This is a genomic window from Pseudomonas sp. MWU347, from assembly GCF_017947305.1.
GTDB lineage: Bacteria > Pseudomonadota > Gammaproteobacteria > Pseudomonadales > Pseudomonadaceae > Aquipseudomonas > Aquipseudomonas putida_A.
Genome location: NZ_JAFGZB010000011.1, coordinates 1 through 25,774 on the forward strand (window position 1 = coordinate 1; position 25,774 = coordinate 25,774).

The 25,774-nt window shown below is 59.5% G+C and carries 19 protein-coding genes; 7 read left to right on the forward strand and 12 right to left on the reverse strand.

Annotated features, from left to right (window positions below; genetic code table 11):
* Window positions 1-243: 243 nt before the first annotated feature.
* Together KCG87_RS22085 and KCG87_RS22090 are read right to left on the reverse strand one after the other, a co-directional pair.
* Window positions 244-2,772 carry a sulfite reductase flavoprotein subunit alpha gene (locus KCG87_RS22085; protein WP_210558889.1) on the reverse strand — a complete coding sequence of 843 codons (2,529 nt, stop codon included), beginning with the start codon at window positions 2,770-2,772 and terminating at the stop codon, window positions 244-246.
* Window positions 2,773-3,008: 236 nt separating this feature from the next.
* Window positions 3,009-5,330 (reverse strand): TonB-dependent siderophore receptor, encoded by a 2,322-nt coding sequence (locus KCG87_RS22090; protein WP_210558890.1) that lies wholly within the window; start codon window positions 5,328-5,330, stop codon window positions 3,009-3,011.
* Between the two features lie 207 nt (window positions 5,331-5,537).
* Between KCG87_RS22090 and KCG87_RS22095 the strand changes: the two genes are divergently transcribed.
* The 4 genes from KCG87_RS22095 (at window position 5,538) to KCG87_RS22110 (ending at window position 10,314) form a co-directional block, all read left to right on the forward strand.
* A complete protein-coding gene (locus KCG87_RS22095) occupies window positions 5,538-6,218 on the forward strand; it encodes a Fe2+-dependent dioxygenase (protein ID WP_027610799.1) in 681 nt (226 codons plus the stop codon).
* Entirely contained in the window at window positions 6,215-6,970 is a 756-nt protein-coding gene (locus KCG87_RS22100) for a tetratricopeptide repeat protein (RefSeq protein WP_210558891.1), read from the forward strand. Before KCG87_RS22095 ends, KCG87_RS22100 begins: the two co-directional genes overlap by 4 nt.
* Window positions 6,971-7,171: 201 nt before the next feature.
* Window positions 7,172-9,388 (forward strand): alpha-xenorhabdolysin family binary toxin subunit A, encoded by a 2,217-nt coding sequence (locus tag KCG87_RS22105; protein ID WP_134785423.1) that lies wholly within the window; start codon window positions 7,172-7,174, stop codon window positions 9,386-9,388.
* A 47-nt stretch (window positions 9,389-9,435) separates the two neighbouring features.
* Window positions 9,436-10,314: a hypothetical protein gene (locus tag KCG87_RS22110; RefSeq protein ID WP_210558892.1), complete on the forward strand. Its 879-nt coding sequence runs from the start codon at window positions 9,436-9,438 to the stop codon at window positions 10,312-10,314.
* Between the two features lie 47 nt (window positions 10,315-10,361).
* On the opposite strand, the gene KCG87_RS22115 is transcribed toward KCG87_RS22110, so the two are convergent.
* The 5 genes from KCG87_RS22115 to KCG87_RS22135 form a co-directional block, all read right to left on the reverse strand.
* Window positions 10,362-11,525, reverse strand: coding sequence for a type III PLP-dependent enzyme (locus KCG87_RS22115; RefSeq protein ID WP_027610803.1), 1,164 nt, complete (start codon window positions 11,523-11,525; stop codon window positions 10,362-10,364).
* A gap of 635 nt (window positions 11,526-12,160) precedes the next feature.
* On the reverse strand, window positions 12,161-13,318 hold the full coding sequence (locus KCG87_RS22120) for an ABC transporter ATP-binding protein (RefSeq protein WP_027610804.1): 1,158 nt from the start codon (window positions 13,316-13,318) through the stop codon (window positions 12,161-12,163).
* Window positions 13,315-13,968 carry an ABC transporter permease gene (locus KCG87_RS22125; protein WP_007965673.1) on the reverse strand — a complete coding sequence of 218 codons (654 nt, stop codon included), beginning with the start codon at window positions 13,966-13,968 and terminating at the stop codon, window positions 13,315-13,317. Before KCG87_RS22125 ends, KCG87_RS22120 begins: the two co-directional genes overlap by 4 nt.
* 12 nt (window positions 13,969-13,980) lie before the next feature.
* On the reverse strand, window positions 13,981-14,874 hold the full coding sequence (locus KCG87_RS22130) for a glycine betaine ABC transporter substrate-binding protein (RefSeq protein WP_210558893.1): 894 nt from the start codon (window positions 14,872-14,874) through the stop codon (window positions 13,981-13,983).
* A 21-nt stretch (window positions 14,875-14,895) separates the two neighbouring features.
* Window positions 14,896-15,585, reverse strand: a complete 690-nt coding sequence (locus KCG87_RS22135) for an ABC transporter permease (RefSeq protein ID WP_171061924.1) — start codon at window positions 15,583-15,585, stop codon at window positions 14,896-14,898.
* Window positions 15,586-15,943: 358 nt separating this feature from the next.
* On the opposite strand from KCG87_RS22135, the gene KCG87_RS22140 reads away from it, so the two are divergent.
* From KCG87_RS22140 to KCG87_RS22150, 3 genes are all read left to right on the forward strand, one after another.
* Window positions 15,944-17,527, forward strand: coding sequence for a peptide chain release factor 3 (locus tag KCG87_RS22140; RefSeq protein ID WP_027610807.1), 1,584 nt, complete (start codon window positions 15,944-15,946; stop codon window positions 17,525-17,527).
* Window positions 17,528-18,328: 801 nt separating this feature from the next.
* Window positions 18,329-19,558: an MFS transporter gene (locus tag KCG87_RS22145; protein ID WP_210558894.1), complete on the forward strand. Its 1,230-nt coding sequence runs from the start codon at window positions 18,329-18,331 to the stop codon at window positions 19,556-19,558.
* Window positions 19,559-19,715: 157 nt separating this feature from the next.
* Entirely contained in the window at window positions 19,716-19,970 is a 255-nt protein-coding gene (locus KCG87_RS22150) for a hypothetical protein (RefSeq protein ID WP_047291237.1), read from the forward strand.
* A 200-nt stretch (window positions 19,971-20,170) separates the two neighbouring features.
* Here the strand turns inward: KCG87_RS22150 and KCG87_RS22155 are convergent, their stop codons facing one another.
* From KCG87_RS22155 to KCG87_RS22175, 5 genes are all read right to left on the reverse strand, one after another.
* Complete coding sequence (locus tag KCG87_RS22155; protein ID WP_027610810.1) at window positions 20,171-21,151, reverse strand: peptide ABC transporter ATP-binding protein; 981 nt, start codon at window positions 21,149-21,151, stop codon at window positions 20,171-20,173.
* On the reverse strand, window positions 21,151-22,119 hold the full coding sequence (locus KCG87_RS22160; RefSeq protein WP_098967182.1) for an ABC transporter ATP-binding protein: 969 nt from the start codon (window positions 22,117-22,119) through the stop codon (window positions 21,151-21,153). Before KCG87_RS22160 ends, KCG87_RS22155 begins: the two co-directional genes overlap by 1 nt.
* A 10-nt stretch (window positions 22,120-22,129) precedes the next feature.
* Window positions 22,130-23,056 carry an ABC transporter permease subunit gene (locus tag KCG87_RS22165; RefSeq protein WP_007966702.1) on the reverse strand — a complete coding sequence of 309 codons (927 nt, stop codon included), beginning with the start codon at window positions 23,054-23,056 and terminating at the stop codon, window positions 22,130-22,132.
* A 10-nt stretch (window positions 23,057-23,066) separates the two neighbouring features.
* On the reverse strand, window positions 23,067-24,077 hold the full coding sequence (locus KCG87_RS22170; RefSeq protein WP_007953665.1) for an ABC transporter permease subunit: 1,011 nt from the start codon (window positions 24,075-24,077) through the stop codon (window positions 23,067-23,069).
* A gap of 73 nt (window positions 24,078-24,150) precedes the next feature.
* Window positions 24,151-25,746, reverse strand: a complete 1,596-nt coding sequence (locus KCG87_RS22175) for an ABC transporter substrate-binding protein (protein WP_098967183.1) — start codon at window positions 25,744-25,746, stop codon at window positions 24,151-24,153.
* Window positions 25,747-25,774: the final 28 nt, after the last annotated feature.

The window sequence follows — 25,774 nt, forward strand, 5'->3', positions numbered from 1 at the left end:
CGAGTCGATTACGGATTCGGTGAATCACCTTCATAGCGGCGTAATTCGGCATCCCCAATCAGCCCCTCTCTTTTTCGGGGAGAGGGAGCCTACGGAGTTGTATCGAGTTGTACATCGACCTGAAAGACCGAGTCGATTACGGATTCGGTACATCACCTTCAGGTCGGCGTATTTATCCGGCATCCCCCAATCAGTCCCCTCTCCCTCCGGGAGAGGGTTAGGGTGAGGGGCTCTTTGGCTGAGTCAGTACACGTCGCGGCGATAGCGGCCCTGTTCGATCAGACGTTCGACTTCGGAGGTACCGAGGATGTCGTTGAGTGCCTGATCGACGCCGGCGGCCATGCCCTGCAGGCTGCCGCAGATGTAGATCACCGCACCGTCAGCCAGCCATTTCTTCAGTTCGTCAGCGGATTCGCGCAGGCGATCCTGCACGTAAATCTTTTGCGCCTGATCCCGCGAAAACGCCAGGTCCAGCCGCGCCAGATCACCATTGATCAACCACTCTTCCAGCTCCGCCCGGCAGAGGAAATCGTGCTGACGATTGCGCTCGCCGAACAGCAGCCAGTGACGCTGCTGACCGTCGGCGATGCGCGCTTTGAGCAGACTGCGCAGCCCGGCCAGCCCCGTGCCGTTGCCCAGCAGAATCATCGGCACCGGTTCGTTTGGCAAGTGGAAGCCACTGTTGCGCCGCACGCGCAGGCTGATGCTGCCGCCCACGGGCGCATGTTCGGTCAGCCAGCCGGAGCCGATGCCGAGGCTGCCGTCGCTGTGTTGTTCCTGACGCACGATCAGTTCCAGCACGCCGTCGGCGGCAATCGAGGCGATCGAGTATTCGCGCATGGCCAGCGGCACCATCGCATCCACCAGTGCTTGTGCATGCAGGCCGACCAGATGCGCGCGATGCTCGGGCAACTGGCGGCTGGCGAGGGCGATTTCCAGTGGCTCTTCGAGGCCGTTGATCTTCACCGTGGTTTCGCCACGAATGCCGAGGCCGTCGAGGAAGTGTTCGATGGCCCACGGGCAGTTGCGCGGCAGCACTTCCACCAGATCGCCGGCCAGCCAGCTGCTGGTGCTCGGCGCCTTCAGGCCCAGCAGGTACACCGGCGCGCCGCTGCTGTCGGGGTTCATCAGTTCGCGGCTGACCAGCGTCCAGTTGTCGTAGCTCGGCGCTTGCCAGTTGTCGACCGGCGCTTGTCCGGTCAGCTGTCCGAGCTGGGTTTGCCAATGACGCAGGGCGTAGGGGTCGCCGCTGTCGACTTCGACCAGGGCGAACAGGGTCTTGCCGCCGTGCTCGCCCAGCCACTGATGCAGGCGTCGGGCGAAGCCGCAGAAATTCTGGTACTGGCGGTCGCCGAGGCCCAGCACCGCATAGTTCAGGCCGTCGAAGCTTGCTGCGTTGCTCAGCACTTTGCGCTCGAAACCGCGGGCGCTGTCCGGTGCTTCGCCGTCGCCGAAGGTGCTGACCACGAACAGCGCGTTATTCGACTCACGCAGATCCTGCGCGCTGACGTTCGCCAGCGGCTGCACCTTCACCGGCAACCCTGCGGCCTGCAATTGTCCGGCGGTCTGCCACGCCAGTTGCTCGGCAAAACCGCTCTGGCTGGCGAAACCCACCAGCCATGCCGGTGCATCAGCGGCGGGTGCCTGAAGACCTTTGCGCGCGTCCTGAATCTGTTTTTTCTTGCGCCGGCGATCCAGATACAACAGCCACCCGGTGATGAAAAACAGCGGCATGCACACGGCGGCGAGGGTGATGATGATCCGCCCGGCCAGACCGAAATAGCTGCCGACGTGCAGCGCGTAAATGCTGGTCAACAGCTGCGCCTTGAAGCTCTTGTCAGCGTAGCGGTCGACACGTTTGACCACGCCGGTGGCCGGGTCGAGGGTGATCTGGTTCAGCGCGCGATCATGCGGCGAGCTGTCGAGCAGGTAGAACACGGTCGCTGGTTGCCCGGCCACAGGCGGCATGCGGATGTTGTAGGCCGACAGGCCCGGGCCGGCAGCGCTGTAGATGCTGCTCCACATCGCCGCGTAGTCGGCAGTCGGTGCAGGACCTTCCGGCGCCGGGCCGCGACCGCCGCGCACGCGCTCGTTTTGCGGCGCATCGGAAAGCAGTCTGGTCAGGCCCTTGTTGTACCACTCGTACGACCAGGACAACCCGGTCAACGCCAGCAGCAGATACACCAGCAGGCACCAGGTGCCGGCCACCGAGTGCAGATCCCAGTTGAAGCTGCGGCCCTTTTTCTTCCAGTCGAGGGTCAGCCACACGCGCCAGCTGTTCCACTGGCGTGGCCAGCGCAGGTACAGCCCGGAGAGGCAGAAGAACAGCAGGATCAGGGTGCAGGCGCCGGTGATGTTGCGCCCGGTGTCGCCCATGGCGAGAAAGCGGTGCAGTTGCAGCATCAGGCCGAAGAAGTCCTGACCCACGGCGTCGCCCATGAACTCGCCGGTGTACGGGTCGAAGTAGCGCATCTCGCCACGGCGTTCGCCTTTGGGCGGGGTGAAGTAGACGCGCGCGGCGTTGCCGCTGTCGGTCTCGACCCAGAGCATCCCGACTTTCTTGCCGGAGTTCGCTTCGATGTGTTCCACCAGTTCGACTGGAGGCAGGACGCCAGCGACCTGTTTTTCCACCTGCAACACCGACGGGTTCAGCGCCCGCAGGATTTCGTCCTGGAACGAATAGGCGGCACCGGTAATGCCCATCAGGGCCAGCACCAGCCCGGCAGTGATGCCGAAAAACCAGTGCAACTGGAACAGGGTTTTCTTCAACACGTCGCTCGCCTTGTCCGTTCGAAAATTGTCATCACGGCGCGCATTATGCCGTGGGTTGTCGAGAGCTTCTTTGATTACGCACAAAGGCCCCGTTCAATCTAATGAACGGGGCCGGATCTGCTGATTGCATTAACTGTGGGAGGGGGCTTGCTCCCGAATGCGTCGTGTCAGTCGATATCTATTTCACTGACACATCGCCTTCGCGAGCAAGCCCGCTCCCACATTTAAAGCATCCATCAGAAGTGGAAGTTGGTGCTCAACAGCGCCGTACGGCCCGCCGCCTGGTTGGCGAAGTGGGTCGAGAAGGCTTTGTCGTAGTAGGTTTCATTGGTCAGGTTCTGCACGTTGAGTTGCAGGTCGACGTTCTTGCTCAGCTTGTAGGCGGCCATCGCGTCGTAACGTACATAGGAATCGACCATCGTGGTGTTGGCCACGCTGCCGTAGACGTCGTCGACGTAGAACGCGCCGCCACCGAGGGTCAGCTTCGGTGTGACCTGATAAGTGGTCCACAGGCTGGCGCTGTTTTTCGGCGTGTTGGGCAACTCGTTACCGTTGTTGATTTTGTTGGCCGGCAGGTCACCGCCGTCCACCTGTTCGCTGTCCATGTAGGCGTAGCCGGCGAACACTTGCCACTTGTCAGTGATCTTGCCGCTGGCCGACAGCTCGATACCTTGCACGCGGGTCTTGCCGGCGTTCTCGTAGGAGGTGGTGTCGACTTGTACGCGAGCGTTTTCTTTCTCGGTGCGGAAGATGTCAGCGGTCAGCGACAGGCGATCGTTCAACAGATCCCACTTGGTGCCGAATTCGTAGTTCTTGGTGGTTTCCGGCTCCATGTCGCTCTTGAGCAGGTTGCCGTTGCGATCCGGGGTGCCGCCCAGCGGGTTGCCTTCCTGGCCTTCACCGAGGGTGTTGCCCGGTGGCGTCGCGGAGGTCGCGTAGGAGGCGTAGATGCTGCCGTTCGGTGCCGGTTTGTAGACCACGCCGAACTGACCGGTGACGAATTCGCTGGTGTCATCACCCTTGGAGGTGGTTGTGCCGGCGTTGTTGTAGGTCTTGTAGTCGGTGTCGAAGTGGTCGTAACGCAGGCCCATGTTCACCAGCCACTGCTCGGACAACTCCAGGGTGTCGAACGCATACAGCGCGTAAGTGTTGGCCTTGGTGTCGGTGCCGGCGTAGTTGCGCGAGATCGCGCCGTTCCACGGATCGTTCGGGTTCGGGTTCGACAGCGAGGTGCAGTTGTAGCCGCTCGATGCGCCAATCATCGACGGGGTGCAATTGGTGGTCGCGGCGCTGGTGCGCGGCGTGGTGTCAGTGTTGACGTTGTACGAGGACTTCTGGCCTTCCTCGCGGGTGTATTCGACACCGGTGGAGAAGCTGTTCTTGAAACCGGCGACGTAGAAATTGCCGAACAGATCAGTCTGGTTGGTGGTGGTCTCGGTGTTGCTGACCCGCGTGTTGGCACGGCGCCAGACGCTGCCATTGTTGACGTTGCCCTTGCTGTCGTCCGGCTGAGTCAGGATGTAATCCTGCATGCTGGTGCCGTGGCGCAGGGTGTTCTTGATGGTCAGCGAGTCGCTCAGGTCATGCTCGATGGCGAAGGTCGCGGTGTCGGTGCGGCCCTTGCGGAAGTCGCGATCCAGACCGTAGAAGTTGCTGTGATCACCACCGGCGTACGGCTTGTCCGGGTTGGACTTGGTGCGTGCCGCCGAACCACCGGCCGGGATGGTGTAAGGAATGCCCGAGTCCGGGGTGTCGTTGCTTTCCAGATGGTAGTAGTCGAGGTTGACGCGGGTGTCGGTACCCAGGCCAAACGCCAGGGACGGCGCGATACCCCAGCGATCGTAGTCGACCTTGTCGCGACCGGCGACATTGCTCTCGTGGCTCATCAGGTTCAGGCGGCCGGCAGCGGTGTCCCTGAACTGGTAGTTGCCGTCCAGGGTGTAACGCTGGGTCTGGTCGGAACCCCAGGTGAAACCACCATCAAACGAATTGCCCAGGTGCGCTTTCTTGCTCACCAGGTTGATGCTGCCGCCGGCTGCGCCACGACCGCCGATGGCGGAGTTCGGGCCTTTGCTGACTTCAATGTTTTCCACGGCGAAGATTTCGCGACTCTGCGAACCGGTGTCGCGCACGCCGTCGAGGTAGGTGTCGCCCTGGGCGTCGAAACCACGAATGAACGGACGATCGCCCTGCGGGTTGCCGCCTTCACCGGCACCGAAGGTGATGCCCGGCACGGTGCGCAGCGCGTCCTGCATGTTCAGGGCGCCGGTGTCTTTCAGGACTTGTTGCGGGATGACGGTGACCGAGCGCGGGGTATCGACCAGCGGCGCGGTGTACTTGGGCGAGGAGGCTTTTTCGACCTGGTAGGACGTCGAGTCCTGCGCTTCGCCGGTGATGGCGGTAGCGTCCAGAGCGATGGCATTGCCGGAAGCTTTGCTGTCGGTCTTTTCCGCGGCGAAGACCATGTGCCCAGCAGAGCCGGCGGTGATGGCGACACCAATGGCCGAAGCAAGCAAACGTGGTGAACTGACCGGCAATTGAACCTGTTGACGTGACATTTTTATTCCCCTCCCCAAGGATTTGAGGTCGCGGAATATAGGGTAAACAGGTATTCGTATCAATTGCGAAACATTGTTATTCGCGACGAATTTACATTCTTTACAATTTAACCTTACGGTTTTTGCCGATTCATCCGTCGTGCGGGTTTTACACGGCCAATAAGAATCAATACCATTGGCACCCCTTTACCATCAGGTACGATCGCCATGCTGCTGCACATCCCCGGCCTGTTCGCCAAAGCAGAAGTGCAGCGCATCCGCGAGGCGCTGGAGCAGGCGGATTGGGCCGATGGCAAGATCACCGCCGGCTATCAGTCGGCCAAGGCCAAGCACAATCTGCAACTGCCGGAAGGCCATCCACTGGCCAAAGAAATCGGCGCAGCGATGCTCGAACGGTTGTGGAAAAATCCGCTGTTCATGTCGGCCGCGCTGCCGCACAAAGTATTCCCGCCGTTACTCAACTGCTACACGGCGGGCGGTAGTTTCGACTTTCACATCGACAACGCCGTGCGTCAGCCCAAAGGCAGCATCGAGCGGGTGCGCACCGATCTGTCGGCCACACTGTTTTTCAGCGAACCCGAGGATTACGACGGCGGCGAGCTGGAGATCCAGGACACTTTCGGCACGCAACGGGTGAAACTGCCCGCCGGCGATATGGTGCTGTACCCCGGCACCAGCCTGCACAAGGTCAATGCCGTCACCCGCGGCGCGCGTTATGCGTCGTTCTTCTGGACGCAAAGTCTGGTGCGTGAAGACAGCCAGCGCGCTCTGCTGTTCGAGATGGACGGGGCGATCCAGCAGCTCACTCAAGACATGCCCGATCACCCGTCGCTGATCCGCCTCACCGGCACCTATCACAATCTGTTGCGGCGCTGGGTCGAGGTATGAGTTTTCAACTGCGACGCGAAGAAGTACTCGACGGCGCCCAGCTCAACGCCATGCTTGAAGAAAGCCCGGCGCGTGCGGCGCAGGCGATTCTGCTCGCGGCCGGCCAGGGCATTGTTGAAGCGCAGGCGCTGCTCGGGCAGATCCTCCTCGATGGCCGTGGCATCGCTCAGGATCAGCCGCTGGCGCTACGCTGGTTTGGCATTGCCGCCGGGCAAGGGCATCTGATGGCGCGCAACATGCTGGGTCGTTGTCATGAGCATGGTTGGGGCTGTGTCGCCAATGCTGCGGTTGCCGCGCAGCATTACCGGACCGCGGCGGATAACGGACTGGACTGGGCGATGTATAACCTGGCCAATCTGCTCGCCACCGGGCGTGGATTGGCTGAGGATCAATTTCAGGCACTGGCCCTGTATCGAAGCGCCGCAGAAGCCGGCCACGCCAAATCGATGAACCTGCTGGGGCGTTATCTGGAAGAAGGGCTGGTCTGTCGGGCCGACCCGGTCGCCGCGCGCGACTGGTACCGACGCTCGGCCGAGGGCGGAGATTTTCGTGGGCAGTTCAGTTATGCCGCAGTGCTGGCTGATGCTGGATTGATCGAGGACGCACTGGGCTGGTTGCGCAAGGCACTGGCTACAGGGAACGTGAATTTTCTGCGGGTGAGCATGGGTTCATTATCGAGCGCCCGTCATCCGTCGATTCGCCAGATGGCCGATGCTTATCGGCAGCGGCTTGGGGAATTGCTCGTCGCTTGAGTCATTAAAAAGTCTTTCGGTTTGCCACTGGTTAGTTGGCTTTTCTGCTTCTTGTATTTAATTTTAATAGTTAATAACTTGGCGAATTAGTTGTATCTGCCTACTGTCGGGCTCGATGTTTTTCAAGTGATTGGAAGTTTCTTGTCGGCATCGAAAATAAATTAGCCGTTATTAATATCCACGGAAGACAAGGAGTCTTTGATGGAACTCAAGTTAAATGACAAGGTGGTCGAGGCCGCCGCGAAAGCGCCTCTGGCATTTGTAAATGCTTCGCTGGGTGTGGGTGAGGGGTATAACCGCGGTACCGGTTTGCAAATGACCAAAGAGCAAATTATCAGTCTAAGGAAGTATGAAGTTCTCGGCCTCTCGCTGCCCGTCCGGTTGCAAGATGTTATTGCCTATCTGAACTATGGTGCGGGTGATGAAGGCGGCGTGGGCCTGAAAGCGGGAGATTTCCTGCGCACCTTCAGCATGACCTATGATCACGCCAAACGCTGGTCGCCATTGCGCGAAAAGATCATGTTGACCGGTAACGATCTGAGAATCTTTGCTGGCAGTATTATCCGCACGGGTAACGCCATTGTTGAAGTGTATGAGGATCTCAAGGCCTCGAGGTATCTCGAAGAGCACAACATCAATACGCCTGAGGAATACCTGAATCTGCAACGGCAGATTCCGGGTCTGCCTGATCTTGACCTGTCTTCGGAAGATATCCTGGATATCAAGGCGTATCTCAATGACCTGTTGGCTAAAGTTGCGCATTGTCATCAGGAAGCCGAGCGCGTTCGGGCCCTGCTGGACAGTTTTGGCGCCGATATGCGTGAAAAGGTGCTGCCGGAAATTGCCTTGCGACTGCAGTTCGTCTCCAGGAACACTTATCAGAACGATACCAAGGCGCTGCAGGAAGTCATTGATCAGCGCGCAAAAGAAATTGATGAACTGAACAAACAGTACGATCAACTGGTGCAGGAAGCGATCAAGTCGGCGGCCACCCTGAATATTGGCGGATTGATTCTTGGCATTTACCAAGGCGTCAAGGCCGAGAAAATCCGCTCTGAACGTAATCGCCTGAAGCAACTGCAGCAGGTCGATAACCAGAGTATGGCAAGCAAGAACCAGACGCTGAGTTCGTTGAACAAGGTTCGAGATGATTTGCAGAATTTGAGTTACGTGGCGATTGAAGCCGAGGTCGCGACTCAGAACCTGATGCTGGTATGGAATGCCCTCAGTGATTACGTCGAGGCGTCGTTCAAGGAAGTTGACGGTATTTTCGAAGCGACTTCGCTACGCCGTTTCAAGATTCAATTACTGAGTATCATCGATCCCTGGGAGCAGATAAAAGTCAGCTCTGATCAGTTGCTGAAAGTGTTTGAAGAGGCTGACAGGGAATATGAAAGAAGTGGGCTGGTTGTTCGGAGTGGGTCAATGATGTCTTTGCTATCGGTTAGTTCGGCTGTACCCGCATTCAACATGCCCCGCCTGCGTGAGCATAATGCGGGTGTGCAGGGTCTTAATACCACGGCTCAGATGCTCTTCGAGCAATTCGATTACATGCCTGGAACTGTCGGGGCCATGAACAATCTGGCGCTCGCCATCAACAAGGCCACCTACGATCTGCGGAGTCAGGCACAGGCCACCAGCATTTACCTGGAACGCGCCGATAAAAAACTGCGCAGCTATCAAGCTGAGCTGGAGTATCCGGACGACGCGGACGAAGTTCGCGAGGATATGGAGGTCGAGCTGAAGAATATCTTCAACAAGGTGGCGGTGCAGAACGAAGATCTGAAAGCTGTGCACAAGAGCATCAGCGCTTATTACGATCGCAGCGCCTCGGCCGAGTGGATCGTGACGCTCAAGGCCGAGCGTGTCACCACGATCGAGCTCAAGGCCAGATCCGACAAAAAACTCGCAGACCTGACGACCGAAATGAAGTCTGTTTCCGAGGGTATTGATCTGATCGCCAAGGCTGGCATCGAGAAAATTGGCGAACAAGCGCAGTTGTCTCTGGAAAGCCTCAAGGCATTGGGACTGGCGCCACCTCAGGTGCAGGTTGCCCTGCTGGCTATCGAGACGCTGAAGAAACTGATTTCCGGCATTGGCGAGGCCGTTTCCTTTCTCAATATGCTGGCAGCGTACAACCGGCTGAATGAACAGGCAGGTGATCTGCGCACACAGATCAACAAATACAGCAAAGACCTCGCGCGCATTGAAGGCCGGATTGAGCTGGTCGAAACCCTGGATCAACTGGACGACGGCCGTGCGGCTTACGCTGGAGAGTTCAGCGTTCTGATCGATGACTTTACCCGCTTCGCCAATGATTTCAGACAGAACACTGCGCTTCCCGTTGAAACCCGGGCGCAAGCAGCGATTGATCGAGTCGCCGAAGTCGTCCGGCATCTACAGAGCATTCATCAATAACAAGGAGCTGGAAAGGTGGGCGACTAGCCTGCCTTTCCTGAAACGGCATGAATGCTTTGGCTTATGAATTTTCAGCGATGCAACGGCGTGTACTGGACCGTTACGGGCGATTTCTCGGCACCTTGCCGACGACATTCAATGCGATACCGCTGGTCTTCGAGCGCCGGAGAAAGGCAGGGCATCAATTGGCCGTCCTGGCCAAAGACTCGCGTCTGGAGAACGCTCGGTTCAATCAGCGCTATCTGCAGGATTTCTGGGCGCGTACCGAAGCGTCGAGGCGTCTTGGCGCAGGGTATCTAGGGGATCTGCAAGTGTTTACCCGCGAAGCCCTGGATATCACAGGCAACACCTCCAGACACGAGCCTGTCAGCCAGGTGGACTTTCGGCTGTTCAGCCTTTCGCGGTCGACCAGCTGGCAGTTGTTCCCAGCAGAGGATGTGCCTGACCTGATCCACGAACTGGCACTGCGTTTCTATGCGCTGCAGGCCGAGATACGGCAGCTGAAATACACGGTCGTGGAAGTGTATGACGAGTCATTTGGCTTGAAGTCAGTGTTTCTCAGCGCTATGGATCACCGCTCCTGCCTGTGTCATGCGACGCCAACCGTTGCCGAAGGGTTGTTTGGCGATTCATTGACGACGCCTGTCTGGGATCTGGCTTATGCATCGACCGATCCGGCCATCAGGGCGGCTGAATACCAGGCTGATATCGCGGCGTTATTCAATGGAGTCGTGTCGGTGAATACGCAGATGGGGCTATTCATCGAAGCGCTTTATCAGCGCCTCGACAACGTGTGCAATCAACTCTTGCAGGCGAAGGCTGCGGTGAAACTGAGTGAGCTGAATTTCAAACTCGCCGCGATGACCGAGAGCGCCAATGAGTGCATGGCAATGCTCGATCATCTTGAGGCGTGGCTGCGCCCATAAAAAAAGGCCCATGATTGCTCATGGGCCTTTTTCTCAATCGCTACGTATTACACGTAGAACGATTTCAGCGGCGGGAAGCCATTGAATTCCACGGCACTGTAACTGGTGGTGTACGCACCGGTCGACAGCCAGTACAGACGATCACCGATGGCCAGGTTCAGCGGCAGACCGTACTTGTAGTTCTCGTACATGATGTCGGCGCTGTCGCAGGTCGGGCCGGCGATGACCACTTCTTCCATCTCGCCTTTCTTCTCGGTCCAGATCGGGAACTTGATCGCCTCGTCCATGGTTTCGATCAGGCCGGAGAATTTACCCACATCGGTATACACCCAACGCTCAACGGCGGTGCGGGATTTACGTGCAACCAGCACGACTTCGCTGACGAGAATGCCGGCGTTGGCAATCAACGAACGGCCCGGCTCCAGAATGATTTCCGGCAGGTCATCGCCGAAGTCTTCCTTCAGGAAGCGGATGATTTCTTCGGCGTAGGTTTCCAGGCTGTTGGTGCGGGTGATGTAGTTGGCCGGGAAGCCGCCACCCATGTTGATCAGCTTCAAGTGAATGCCGTCTTCTTCTTTCAGGCGCTCGAAGATCACTTTGACCTTGGCGATCGCCGCGTCCCAGACACTGATGTCGCGCTGTTGCGAACCGACGTGGAACGAGATGCCGTACGGCACCAGGCCCAGGTCGCGGGCGAGGATCAGCAGGTCCATGGCCATGTCGGTCTGGCAGCCGAACTTGCGCGACAGTGGCCAGTCAGCGGTGGTCGAGCCTTCGGTGAGGATGCGCACATAGACTTTCGCACCCGGCGCAGCCTTGGCAATGTTGCGCAGGTCGGCTTCGGAGTCGGTGGCGAACAGGCGCACACCCTTCTCGTAGAAGTAGCGGATGTCCTTGGACTTTTTGATGGTGTTGCCGTAGCTGATCTGGTCCGGGCTGACGCCACGGCTCAGCACTTTGTCCAGCTCATAGATGGAGGCGATGTCGAAGCTCGAGCCTTTCTCTTTGAGCAGGTCGATGATCTCGACAGCCGGGTTGGCCTTGACCGCGTAGTAGACCTTGGCGAATTCGAAACCGGCGCGCAGGTCATCGTAGGCCTGGCTGATCATCGCGGTGTCGATCACCACGAACGGGGTTTCCTGTTTGTCGGCGAACGCCTTCATTTTCTGAAAGGTTTCGCGCGCGAAATAGTCTTCGACCTGGATCGACATGCTGGGAGCTCCTATGGGCAAACTCGTAAAAACAATGGGTGCAAATGAACGCCCTCCGTATCCCCACTTTGGTTCGCCTACTTCCCAAGGCATGTCGCCGAAAGCAAAAAGGCCACGGGCGTTTTTGCCCTTGGCCTTGCTGTCTCGTCGTCAGTACTTGAGCCGGATGGATCGTTTCCAGCATGGACGTTCGGCGCGAACTTTAGGGCGTGAGGGGCCTGAGATCAACTAAAAATGTCGCGTTTTTGCACGCTTCTGACGTACGTCGCGGATATCACTCTTTGTAGCCGACCCAGATGACGGACAGATGTTCCCCGGGAATTTTCATGTGTTAAAAATACCTGCACGTTCGCGGCTTTTGTCGGCTAATTAGCCGGGAAGTGTGATCGGCGCAACATCGGCGACGTTGGCGGCGAGAGGTGGATGTGAGGGGGATTTTGGCCGTTTGGGAGCGGGTGTTTGCAGAGGTTCTGTGAACGCAGCTGTTGAGATTCTTTTCCGCCCTGCGAATCATCAGGAAATTGCACGAATCCTGTGGGAGCGGGCTTGCTCGCGAAGACATTTTCACAGCCGACATCACCGCCGACGGCCACTACGCATTCGCGAGCAAGCTCGCTCCCACAGGTTTGGAGTTTTTACGCGATTACAGCCTCAGCCGGCGAGACGATATTGGTCTTCATCCCGCGCGAACGACCCGAGCTCAGATAGGCTGCGATCGACTCCTGCGTCACCTCACCGAGGAACACCCGCTCGGCATCCATCACCGGCAACCACGAACGGTTGAACTCGTACATGCGCGACAGCAGGATGCGCAGGTGTTCGTCGTACGCCGCGGTGGCGTTGAACTCACGCAGATACTGCGCGCAGGTGCCGGTCTGGCGGTGCAGGTCGCGACGACGCACATAGCCCAGCGCCTTGTTCTCGGCACAGGTGACCACCACATAGCGGCGATCATGCTCGTCCATCAATTCCAGCGCATCGGCCACCGGGGTTTCCGGGCTGACCGATGGCGCATTGTCGGCGGCGTCTTCGGCCTTCACCAGCAGCAGGCGTTTGAGGGTGCTGTCCTGGCCGACGAAATTGCTGACAAAGTCGTCCGCCGGGTGCGCGAGCAGGGTGTCCGGGTGATCGATCTGCAGCAGTTTACCGGCGCGGAAGATCGCGATCTTGTCACCGAGCTTGATCGCTTCGTCGATGTCGTGGCTGACCATGATCACGGTCTTGTTCAGCGCCCGTTGCATCTCGAAGAACTCGTTCTGGATCATCTCGCGGTTGATCGGGTCGACCGCACCGAACGGCTCGTCCATCAACAACAGCGGGGCATCGGCCGCTAGTGCGCGGATCACGCCGATCCGCTGTTGCTGGCCGCCGGACAGTTCACGCGGGTAGCGATGCAGATACTGCTTGGGTTCCAGCTTGATCATGCTCATCAGTTCGCGAGCGCGGTCGTGGCATTTCTGTTTGTCCCAGCCGAGCAGTTTCGGCACCACGACGATGTTCTCTTCGATGGTCATGTTGGGGAACAGGCCGATCTGCTGGATCACGTAGCCGATGTTGCGGCGCAGGGTCACTTCGTCGAGGTCGGTGGTGTCTTCGCCGTTGATCAGGATCTTGCCCGAGGTCGGCTTGATCAGGCGGTTGATCATTTTCAGCGTGGTGCTTTTGCCGCAACCCGATGGCCCGAGGAACACACAGATTTCGCCTTCATTGACGGTCAGGCTCACCGAGTCCACGGCTTTGACATCTTTGCCGTTGCTCTGGAAGGTCTTGCTGAGGTTTTGAAGTTCGATCATTTGAGGAGTCCTTTTGGAGTCAGCGTACGTTGCAGCCACTGCAGGAGAAGGTCGGCGAAGATCGCCAGAAGACTGACCAGCAGCGCGCCGACGATCAGCATCGACATGTCGCTGCGGCTGATGGAGGCGAGGATCAGCACGCCAAGGCCACCGGCGCCGATGGTCGCGGCGATGGTCATCACGCCGATGTTCATCACCACCGCGGTGCGCACCCCGGCGAGGATCACCGGCACCGCAATCGGCAATTCGACCATGCGCAGGCGCTGGCCGAAGGTCATGCCGATGCCGCGTGCAGCTTCACGAATGCCCGGTTCGACGCCGGTCAGGGCGAGGTAGGTGTTGCGCATGATCGGCAGCAGCGAATAGAGGAACACTGCGGTGATCGCCGGCATCGGCCCCAGGCCCTGGCCGAATTTGGAGTAGAACGGCAGCAGCAGGCCGAACAGGGCAATCGACGGCACGGTCAGCAGCACCGTGGCGCTGGCCTGCAAGGGACCGGCGAGGCTCGGGAAGCGCGTCATCAGAATGCCCAGCGGCACACCGATGAGAATCGCCAGCGTTACCGCGATGCCGACCAGGGTGATGTGCTGCCAGGTCAGGTGCATCACCTGCTGCCAGTCGAGGTGGGAAAAGGCGTTGAGAAATTCCATGACTTTTCCTCCTTAATTGAGTGGGTGCTGGCGCAGGAAATCCGCGGCCACTTTCGATGGGCTTTCGTGATCGACATCGACCCGCGCGTTGAGTTGGCGCATGGTTTCGTCGTCGAACAGTTGCGCCAGCGGCTTGAGTTGCTCGGCCAGTTGCGGGTGTGCATCGAGGTAGGCCTGACGCACCACCGGCGCGGCGGTGTAGTCGGGGAAGTAATGCTTGTCGTCTTCCAGCAGCTTCAAGCCGAAGGCGTTGAGGCGGCCGTCGGTGGTGTAGACCAGACCGGCAAACACCTGGCCATTGCGCAGCGCGGTGTAGACCAGCCCGGCGTCCATCTGGCGGATGTTCTTGCGGGTCAGGTTCATGTCGTAGAGCTTGACCATGCCGTCCAGACCGTCGGAGCGGTTGGCGAACTCGGTGTCCAGCGCCACCAGGTGATTGGTCTTGGCTTCATCGCGCAGCACCTTGTTCAGGTCGCTGATGGTGTTGATCTGCGGGTACTCCTCGACGACTTTTTTCGGCAGGGCGAGGGCGTAGGTGTTGCTGAATTTCGACGGGGTCAGCCAGACCAGGCCTTTTTTCGCGTCGAGTTCTTTGACCCGGGCGTAGGACTGTTCGCTGTCGAGTTTTTCGGTGACATGGTTGTAGGCCACCAGCGACACGCCGGTGTATTCCCAGAGCATGTCCAGTTGTCCGCTTTCGTGGGCGCTGCGGGCGAGGTTGCTGCCCAGGCCGCCGGTGATCTGCGCGTCGTAGCCTTTGCTGCGCAGGTATTGCGCGGTGATTTCCGCGAGCAGGGTCTGCTCGGTGAACACCCGGGCGCCGAGGCGAATCACCGGTTTTTCGGCGGCTTGGGCCAATCCTGCAAACAGCAGGAGGCAGCTCAAGATCAAGCTAAATCGTTTCATAAATATTCCTTCGCAAGAGCCTTAAGACGGGCGCAAACCGCGTTCCAGCCAGAGACGGCTGGCGAGGGTGACCACGCCATCGAGCAGCAGGGCCAGCAACGCGGTGCACGCGGCGCCGAGCAGCAGTTGCGGCTGATTGTTCAGGGCGATGCCAGGGAAGATCAGGCTGCCGAGGCTGTTGGCGCCGATCAGGAAGGCCAGCGGCGCGGTGCCGACGTTGATTGCCAGTGCCACGCGCACGCCACCGATGATGATCGGCACGGCGTTGGGCAATTCGACTTTCCACAACACCTGGCGCGGGGTCATGCCGATGCCGACGGCGGCTTCTTTCAGCGAACCCTGGACGTTTTTCAGGCCTTCGTAGGTGTTGCGCACAATCGGCAACAGGGATGCGAGGAACAGAGCGAAGATCGCCGGACCACTGCCGATGCCGAGAACCCCCAGGGCAATCGCCAGTACGGCCAGCGGTGGTACGGTGTTGCCGATATTGAAGATCTGCATGAAGCGTTCAGCGCGGCCGACCATGGTCGGGCGACTGAGGAAGATACCGGCGGGGATGCCCACGACCAGGGCGGCCAGCATTGAAGCGAGGACGAGAATCAGATGAGCTTGCAGGTAAAACAACAAATCGTCGCGGTAGTGTTCGATCGTGTTGATGCCGATCCAGTGGATCAGCAGGGCCAGGAGCGCGATAACCACCGCACCTCCCATCAGCCCTTTGCCATAGCGGATAGCCACAGGCGGACTCCTTTTTTATAGTCGGCGAACGCTCTCCCGTGTGGCATGCCAAGCCTTGGCTGCCGGGAATAAACGTTCGCGAGAAGCAGCTCCTTCAGCACCGGCAACAAGCGGTCTGAAAGCGAGCCATGAGCGCAGCCTCGTCAGGCTAACTTGCTGATTTTTCAGCCCCTGACGAAATGTCGTAACAGGGGATGGACGTCTCCGTGCTTTAAAAGGTTCCCATCTGGGGCAGCATTTGGCCACCCTTAATGTGCTCAACGGTTCGGTTATTGCATCGAGTTGGGCTATAATCGCGGCCCTTTTTTGAATCACCGCCAGGCGATTTCCCATGACCAACCAGGCCGCCGAAGTCGCGAAACGCCGCACTTTCGCCATTATTTCCCACCCCGATGCCGGTAAAACCACGATCACCGAAAAGCTCCTGTTGATGGGCAAGGCGATTGCAGTGGCCGGTACGGTGAAATCCCGTAAATCCGACCGCCATGCGACATCCGACTGGATGGAGATGGAGAAGCAGCGGGGTATTTCCATTACCACGTCGGTCATGCAGTTCCCGTATCGCGAACACATGATCAACCTGCTCGACACCCCGGGCCACGAAGACTTCTCCGAAGACACCTACCGCACCCTGACGGCGGTCGACTCGGCATTGATGGTCCTCGACGGCGGTAAAGGCGTTGAGCCACGGACCATCGCCCTGATGGACGTCTGCCGTCTGCGTGACACGCCGATCGTCAGCTTCATCAACAAACTCGACCGTGACATCCGCGACCCGATCGAACTGCTCGACGAAATCGAAGCCGTTCTGAAGATCAAGGCAGCGCCGATCACCTGGCCGATCGGTTGCTACCGCGACTTCAAGGGCGTGTACCACCTGGCCGACGACTACATCATTGTCTACACCGCCGGTCACGGTCACGAACGCACCGAAACCAAGATCATCGAGAAGCTCGACTCCGACGAGGCGCGCGCGCACTTGGGCGACGAGTACGATCGCTTCCTCGAACAGCTGGAACTGGTGCAGGGCGCCTGCCACGAGTTCAACCAGCAGGAGTTCCTCGACGGTCAACTGACCCCGGTGTTCTTCGGTACGGCATTGGGCAACTTCGGTGTCGACCACGTGCTCGACGCTGTAGTTGACTGGGCCCCGCGTCCGCTGGCCCGTGTCGCCAACGAACGTACCGTGGAGCCGGTGGAAGAGAAGTTCTCGGGCTTCATCTTCAAGATCCAGGCGAACATGGACCCGAAACACCGCGACCGCATCGCCTTCATGCGTATCTGCTCCGGCAAGTACGAGAAAGGCATGAAGATGCGCCACGTGCGTACCGGCAAGGACGTGCGCATCGGCGACGCCCTGACGTTCTTCTCCTCCGAGCGTGAACAGCTGGAAGAGGCGTACGCCGGCGACATCATCGGTCTGCATAACCACGGCACGATCCAGATCGGCGACACCTTCAGCGAAGGTGAAGTCCTCGGTTTCACCGGTATCCCGCACTTCGCCCCGGAGCTGTTCCGTCGTGTGCGTCTGCGTGATCCGCTGAAGTCCAAGCAGTTGCGTCAGGGTCTGCAGCAGTTGGCCGAAGAAGGCGCGACCCAGGTGTTCTTCCCGGAGCGCAGCAACGACATCATTCTTGGCGCCGTCGGTGTGCTGCAGTTTGATGTGGTCGCCAGTCGTTTGAAGGAGGAATACAAGGTTGAGTGCTCGTATGAGCCGATCACTGTTTACTCCGCGCGCTGGATCGAGTGCAGCGACAAGAAGAAGCTTGAGGAATTTTCCAACAAGGCGGTGGAGAACCTCGCACTGGATGGCGGTGGGCACCTGACCTACCTGGCGCCGACGCGGGTTAACCTGGCGTTGATGGAAGAACGGTGGCCGGATGTGAAATTCCGTGCGACGCGTGAGCATCATTAAGCGCTGAGCTGGGTTGTCTGGAGCCCCTGAGGTGTAGGCCTTGGGGGCTTTTTTTGGGCTTTGTCTTGGCGGCCTTTGGGCCGACCAGGTTCTTGGTTTTTTTGTGTACATATCCGTTTTTTAGGTGATGGCGGATTAGGGTTCCGCCCTTACGGCGGGTCACTTTTGACAAACGCCTCAAAAGTAACCAAAAACGCTTGCTCCTGCGTTCGGCCCGCTCGCTGGGGCTCGGGGTCCCTTCGTTGCGGGACTGATCCGGGCGCAGCGCCTACGGTTTGCTTCGCTGCACCTCCTCTCGCTGTGTTTGGCTTCGCCAAACGGTCGCTGCGCTCCCACCCCCGGATCAATCCCTTCACTCAGCCTTCCGACGTCGCCCGTGGATCAAGATCAAAAGCTTTCGGCGAGCTGACACTCGGCCATTTGAGTGGTGAAAAGCATGCGCCTGGCTTTAGCTTTTTCTGTGGGAGCTGGCTTGCCAGCGATGGCGGCCTGACAGCCGACCAATTTCTACCTGAATACACCGGTTTCAACCTGTGGGAGCGGGCTTGCTCGCGAAGGCTGCCTGACAGCCGACCAGTCTCCAGCTGACCGCACCCATTCCCACTGTAGGAGCCAGCCTGCTGGCGATGGCGGCCTGACAGCCGACCAGTTTCTCTATCCAATTGAGCGACTGAAGGAAGCTCCTTGCAGGGACTGTAGGACGAATCCGTATTTTGAGATCTCAAGGTTCTTGAACGCGACAACCGGCGCGCTGGACGTTAGTGTTCCAGGTCACGCCAGTCGCTTTGAGAGGTCAATGGAATGACGCGCAACCTCATCCATCTGCTGCGCCCCAATGGCTATTTCAGTCTGATGGCCTGGGTGCTTGCGGCGTTGCTGTTCATCAATCGTCTGAGCAGCATGGTCAAGTTGTTCATGGCGCTGTATCTGCGTCAGGAGCTGGGGCTGGCGATTGAAACCGTCGGCTGGTTGCTGTCGGCCTATGGTGCCGGGTTGTTGGTCGGTTCGATGCTGGGTGGTTTGCTCAGTGACCATGTGCGTACGGCGCGGCTGACGGCGGGGTTGTTCTTTGTTTCGGTGTGGGTGTTGATCCTGCTGGGGCTGGTCTCGCAAGTGCCGTTGCTTGCGGCATTGCTGTTGCTCAGCGGGACGATCGATGGGGCCATTCGCACCCTGCACCAACGCCTGATCATGGAGTACTGCGAAGTCTCTCAACGCTCGCGCGCGCAGGCCTTGAGCCGGGTGGCGCGTAACCTTGGCATGGCCGCCGCGGGTGTGGCGGGCGGGGTGTTGGCGCAGACGGATTTCCGTTGGGTGTTTTTTGTCAGTGCGGCGATGACGTTGCTGGCGTTGCTGTGGTTTGTGCGCACTACCTGGCACCGTGAGGTGCTCGAGCCCGATGAGGTGACCGAGGCTGGCACTGGCACACCGTTGCGCGACGCGGCGTTCCTCTGGCTGCTCGGTGCGGCCGTGTTGCTGGGGATGGCCTTCGACACGGTCTACAGCACGCTGGGCAACTATCTGCGTGACTACTACCACCTGAGCACCCAGGCCATCGGCTGGCAGTTCGGGCTTAACGCGATGCTGGTGGTGGCGCTGCAGATACCACTGACGCATTGGGGCGAGCGCTGGGGCTTGCGTCGGCAATTGCTGGCGGGTTGTGTGTTGCTGGCGGTCGGGTTGGGAATGCTGCCGTTTGGTTCGGGGCTGTTTTACGTGTGTTTGTCGACGGTGATCTGGACGTTGGGTGAAGCTTTTTTCATGCCGCCGATGAATGTGCTGGTCATGCGGCATGCGCAGGGCGGCAAAAGCGGCCAGTATTTCGGCCTGTTTTTCATGAGCTGGAGCGCCAGTGCATTGCTGTCGCCGGTGTTGAGTGGTCAGTTGTATGGTCGCTTCGGCGGCCACAGTGTATGGCTTGCAAGCGCGACACTGGCGTTGTTGACCTTGCCGCTGATCTGCTTGGCGACGCGCTCATCGACCCAGGACAAGGCGCTGGCCACCAGCAAACGCACGGCCTCGCTTAGCTGATTCGGTTATAGCGGTTATTCACAAGTGATCTGCCGTACCGGGGCATTTCCCGGGGTTGGTCAGCGTCCTATCTGGTGAACCGGACTGATCGGAACTAGATTTCATTCAGCGCCGGATCGGCACCCCAGGCTTCAACCACGAAAGGATGGAAATGGCTATGAGCATTTTTCAACGCATTGTGCTGTTGCTTAAGGTTTTGGTGATGTTGACGCTTGGCACTACGGCGGCGTGGGCAAGTTCTGCCACACCATCACAGGGGTTTAACGCAGCCCACGGACAAGCCGGTGTGGTCATGCTGGCCAAGTCGGAATCCGAACCGGGCGATCAGGATCAGGGCGGCAGCAAGGATGATGACGACTCGACCACTGATGAGCCGGACACCGACGATGACGAAGGCGACAGCCAGTCGTAAATCGCCGGCAAAAGAAAACCCCTTCTTCCCTGACTGATGCGCAATCGGGGGAGAAGGGGTTTGGTTAACGCTTTAGCGACAACTCAAGTTCCCTGTGGGACGAGGCTTGCTCTCGAAAGCGGTGAGTCAGTCACCATTATCAGTGACTGTCACACCGCATTCGCGAGCAAGCCCGCTCCCACAATTTCGTCCGCCGTTAATCAGGCGGCGCCGTCGAGGAATTGCTCGGCGTAGTGGCAGGCCACCTGGCGATTATCCAATTCACGCAACAACGGCTCTTCAGTGCTGCAACGCTCGGTCGCGTACGGGCAGCGCTTGTGGAACGCGCAACCCGGTGGCGGGTTCAGCGGGTTGGGCAATTCGCCGACGATCTTGATTTTCGGCTTGTTCGGGTCCGGGTGAATGGTCGGGGTCGCCGACAGCAACGCCTGGGTGTACGGGTGCAGCGGACGTTCGTAGATAGCGTCTTTCGGGCCCATTTCCACCGGGCGACCGAGGTACATCACCATTACGTCATCGGCCACATGTTGCACCACCGCCAGGTTGTGCGAGATGAACACGTACGCCGTGTTGAACTCTTGCTGCAGATCCATGAACAGGTTCAGCACCTGGGCCTGAATCGACACGTCCAGTGCCGAGGTAGGCTCATCCGCCACCAGCACTTTCGGTTGCAGCATCATCGCCCGGGCGAGAGCGATCCGCTGGCGCTGACCGCCGGAGAACATGTGCGGATAGCGCTGGTAGTGCTCGGGACGCAAGCCGACCTGCTTCATCATCGCCTGGACTTTTTCGCGGCGTTCAGCGGCGGACAGGTTGGTGTTGATCAGCAGCGGCTCGCCGAGTTGGTCACCGACTTTCTGCCGTGGGTTCAACGACGCGTACGGGCTCTGGAATACCATCTGCACGTCTTTGCGCAGTTGTTTGCGCTGGGCCTTGTCGGCGCCAGCCACTTCCTGGCCGGCGATTTTCAACGAACCGGACGACGGCTCTTCAATCAGGGTCAGGGCGCGGGCGAGGGTGGATTTGCCGCAGCCCGATTCGCCGACTACGGCGAGGGTCTTGCCGGCTTCCAGTTCGAACGACACGCCGTTGAGCGCGCGTACGGTGGCGTGCCCCTTGAACAGGCCACGGGAGACTTCGTAGTGACGGGTCAGGTCGCGGGCGGTAAGTACGACGGCCATTACGCCACCTCCTGGTTCAGCGGGAAGAAGCAGCGGGCGAGGCTGTGGCTTTTCGGATCAAGGCTCGGACGTTGCGCGCGGCAGCTGTCTTGCACGTACGGGCAGCGCGGCGACAGCAGGCAACCCTGCGGGCGGTCGTAACGGCCTGGGACGATGCCCGGCAGTGTCGCCAGACGCTCGGCGCCCTGGCTGTGTTCCGGAATCGCCTTGAGCAGCGCTTCGCTGTACGGGTGCGCCGGGATGTCGAACAGTTGCGGCACCTGACCGACTTCAACAGCCTGGCCGGCGTACATCACACAGACGCGCTGAGCGGTTTCGGCCACGACCGCGAGGTCGTGAGTGATCAGCACCAGGCCCATGTTCTGTTCTTTCTGCAACGCCAGCAGCAGATCCATGATCTGTGCCTGAATGGTTACGTCGAGTGCCGTGGTCGGTTCGTCGGCGATCAGCAGTTTCGGCTCGCCGGCAATCGCCATGGCAATCGCGACACGCTGGCTCATACCGCCAGACAGTTGGTGCGGGTAGGCGTCCATACGGCTGGCGGCGCCCGGGATCTCCACTTTTTCCAGCAGTTCGATGGCGCGTTTGCGCGCCTGCTTGCCGGACATTTTCAGGTGCAGGCGCAGCACTTCTTCGATCTGGAAACCGACGGTGTAGCTCGGGTTGAGCGCGGTCATCGGGTCCTGGAACACCATCGACAGGTCTTTGCCGACGATTTGCCGACGCTGGCGATTGCTCAGCTTGAGCATGTCTTTGCCGTCAAAGCTGAGCGAGTCGGCGGTGACGATGCCGGGATGCTCGATCAGGCCCATCAGCGCCATCATGGTCACGGATTTACCCGAACCCGATTCGCCAACGATGGCCAGGACTTCGCCTTTGTCGACTTTCAGGTCGAGGCCATCGACAACGGGTGTCGCGGTTTTGTCGCCGAAGCGAACGTTGAGATTCTTGATTTCTAACAGTGACATGGGAATCTCCTCAGGCGGCGTTCTTGAGTTTCGGGTCCAGCGCATCGCGCAGACCGTCGCCCATCAAGTTGATTGCCAGCACGCTGAGCAAAATGGTCAAACCAGGCAGACTCACGACCCACCAGGCGCGTTCGATGTAATCGCGGGCCGAGGCCAGCATGGTGCCCCATTCAGGGGTTGGCGGTTGTACGCCAAGGCCGAGGAAGCCCAGGGCGGCGGCATCGAGAATCGCCGAGGAGAAGCTCAGGGTGGCCTGCACGATCAGCGGCGCCATGCAGTTGGGCAGCACGGTGATGAACATCAGACGTGGCAGACCGGCACCGGCCAGACGCGCGGCGGTCACGTAGTCGCGGTTCAGTTCGCCCATTACCGCAGCACGGGTCAGACGCACGTAGGACGGCAGCGATACCACAGCAATGGCGATCACGGTGTTGATCAGGCCAGGGCCGAGGATGGCGACGATCGCCACAGCCAGCAGCAGGGACGGCAGGGCCAGCATGATGTCCATCAGACGCATGATGGTCGGGCCGATCATTTTCGGGAAGAAACCGGCGAACAGACCCAGCAGGATCCCCGGGATCAGCGACATCACCACCGACGACAGACCGATCAGCAGCGACAGGCGCGAACCCTGGATCAGCCGTGACAGCAGGTCGCGGCCCAGTTCATCGGTGCCGAGCAGGAACTGCATCTGCCCGCCTTCGAGCCACGCCGGTGGCGTCAGCAGGAAGTCCCGGTATTGCTCGCTCGGGTTATGCGGGGCGACCCACGGCGCGAAGATCGCGCAGAAAATCACCAGCAGCATGAACAGCAGGCCGGCAACCGCGCCCTTGTTCTTGGAAAAGGCTTGCCAGAATTCTTTGTACGGTGACGGGTACAGCAGGCTTTGATCCGCGTTTGGAGCGGAAGTGGCTACTGAGGATGTTGGAGTGCTCATGGTATGGACCTCAGCGCTGATGACGGATGCGTGGGTTGGCAAAGCCGTAGAGGATGTCCACTACGAAGTTGACCAGAATCACCAGGCAGGCGATTAACAGGATGCCGTTTTGCACAACCGGGTAGTCCCGGGCGCCGATGGCTTCGATCAGCCATTTACCGATGCCGGGCCAGGAGAAAATGGTTTCGGTCAGGACTGCACCGGCCAGCAGGGTGCCGACTTGCAGGCCGACCACGGTCAGCACCGGAATCAGCGCGTTGCGCAGGCCGTGCACGAACACCACGCGCGAGGGCGACAGGCCTTTGGCCTTGGCGGTGCGGATGTAGTCTTCACGCAGCACTTCGAGCATCGACGAACGGGTCATCCGCGCGATCACCGCCAGCGGAATGGTGCCGAGCACGATGGCCGGCAGGATCAGGTGATGCAGGGCGTCGAGGAATGCGCCCATGTCATCGGCCAGCAGCGTGTCGATCAGCATGAAACCGGTGCGCGGCTCGATGTCGTAGAGCAGGTCAATCCGCCCGGAAACCGGGGTCCAGCCCAGGCTCACCGAGAAGAACATGATCAGGATCAGGCCCCACCAGAAGATCGGCATCGAATACCCCGCCAGGGAGATGCCCATCACCCCGTGGTCGAACAGGGATCCTCGCTTGAGCGCCGCGATCACCCCGGCCAGCAGGCCCAGGATGCCGGCAAACAGCAGGGCGGCCATGGACAGTTCCAGGGTCGCCGGGAAGAGGGAGGTGAACTCGGTCCATACGCTCTCACGCGTACGCAGGGATTCGCCGAGATCGCCGTGGGCCAGTTTGCCGATGTAGTCCAGGTACTGGGCATACAGCGGTTTGTTCAGACCTAGGCGTTCCATTGCCTGAGCGTGCATTTCGGGGTCGACCCGACGTTCGCCCATCATCACTTCCACGGGGTCGCCCGGAATCATGCGAATCAACGCGAAAGTCAGCAAGGTGATGCCGAAAAACGTGGGGATCAACAACCCCAGTCGGCGGGCAATAAAACTAAACATCTTGTGTGGTACCTCATCAGCCGGTTAGGCGTGCCCGGCGACCCTGGGATCAGGGAGGCCGGGAGTTTCTTATCTACTTCACCTGGGTAGTGGCGAAGTTATTGGTTGTGAGAGGGCTGATGTGATAACCCTCTACGTTGTTGCGCATTGCGGTAAACATCCGAGTGTGGGCCATGCTGATCCACGGTTGGTCCTGATTAAACAGCACCTGGGCCTGTTCGTAGAGTTTGGCGCGTTCGGCCGGATCTACTTTAGCCCGTGCTTCGTCGAGCAGGGTCTGGAATTTCTCGTTGCACCAGCGCGCGTAGTTTTCGCCGTTCTTGGCTGCTTCGCAACTGAGCATAGGCGTCAGGAAGTTATCCGGGTCGCCGTTGTCGCCCGCCCATCCGGCCGACACCATGTCGTGCTCGCCGGCCTTGGCGCGTTTGAGCATTTCGCCCCATTCCATGACGCGGATGTCGATCTTGATTCCGACCTTGGCCAGGTCAGCCTGCATCATCTGCGCGCCCAGCATCGGGTTCGGGTTGGTCGGGCCGCCACCGTTACGGGTAAACAGGGTAAACACGGTGCCTTCCGGAACCCCGGCTTCCTTGAGCAGGGCGCGTGCCTTGTCCAGATCGCGTGGCGGGTTCTTCAGGTCGTGGTTGTAGCCCAGCAGCGTCGGCGGGTACGGGTTGACCGCCACGCTGGCGTTGCCTTTGCCGAACAGCGCGTTGACGTAGGCTTCCTTGTCGAACGCGATGTCGATGGCCTTACGCACGCGCACGTCGCTCATGTATTTGTGCTGGGTGTTCATGGCGATGTACGAGACGGTCATCGCGTCCATCTCGTCGACTTTCAGGTTGCTGTCTTTCTTGATGCTCGGGATGTCATCCGGTTTCGGATACAGCGCGATCTGGCACTCGTTGGCCTTGAGCTTCTGCAGGCGCACGTTGTTGTCGGTGGCAATCGCCAGGATCAGCGCGTCAGCCGGGGCCTTGCCACGGAAGTAGTCCGGGTTGGCCTTGAAGCGCACCTGCGCATCCTTGGCGTAGCGCTGGAAGATAAACGGACCGGTGCCGATCGGCTTGCTGTTCAGGTCGGCAGTTTTGCCAGACTTGAGCAACTGGTCGGCGTATTCGGCCGGGTAGATCGAGGAGAACGCCATGGCGATGTCGGCCAGGAACGGCGCTTCGCGGCGGGTCAGGGTGAACTTGACCGTGTTGTCGTCGACTTTCTCTACGCTTTTGAGCAGTTCCTTGAAGCCCATGCTTTCAAAGTACGGGAAGCCCACGCTCGACAGTTTGTGCCACGGGTGATTCGGGTCCAGCTGACGCTGGAAGCTCCAGACCACGTCGTCGGCGTTCATGTCGCGGGTCGGCTTGAAGTATTCGGTGGTGTGAAACTTGACGCCTTTGCGCAGGTGGAACGTGTAGGTCAGGCCGTCTTCACTGATGTCCCAGGATTCGGCCAGTGCCGGAATCACTTCGGTGGTGCCGGGCTTGAAGTCGGCCAGGCGGTTGAAGATCGTTTCGGCCACCGCATCGGCAGTGACTGCAGTTGTGTACTGGACCATGTCGAAGCCTTCCGGGCTGGCTTCGGTGCAGACCACCAAGGGTTTGGCCGAGACGCCGATGGCGGCGCTCAACAACGCGGCAGCGACGGCCGCACGTAGGGGAAGCATTTTCATCGATAACCCTCTGCAATCGGTTGAAGAC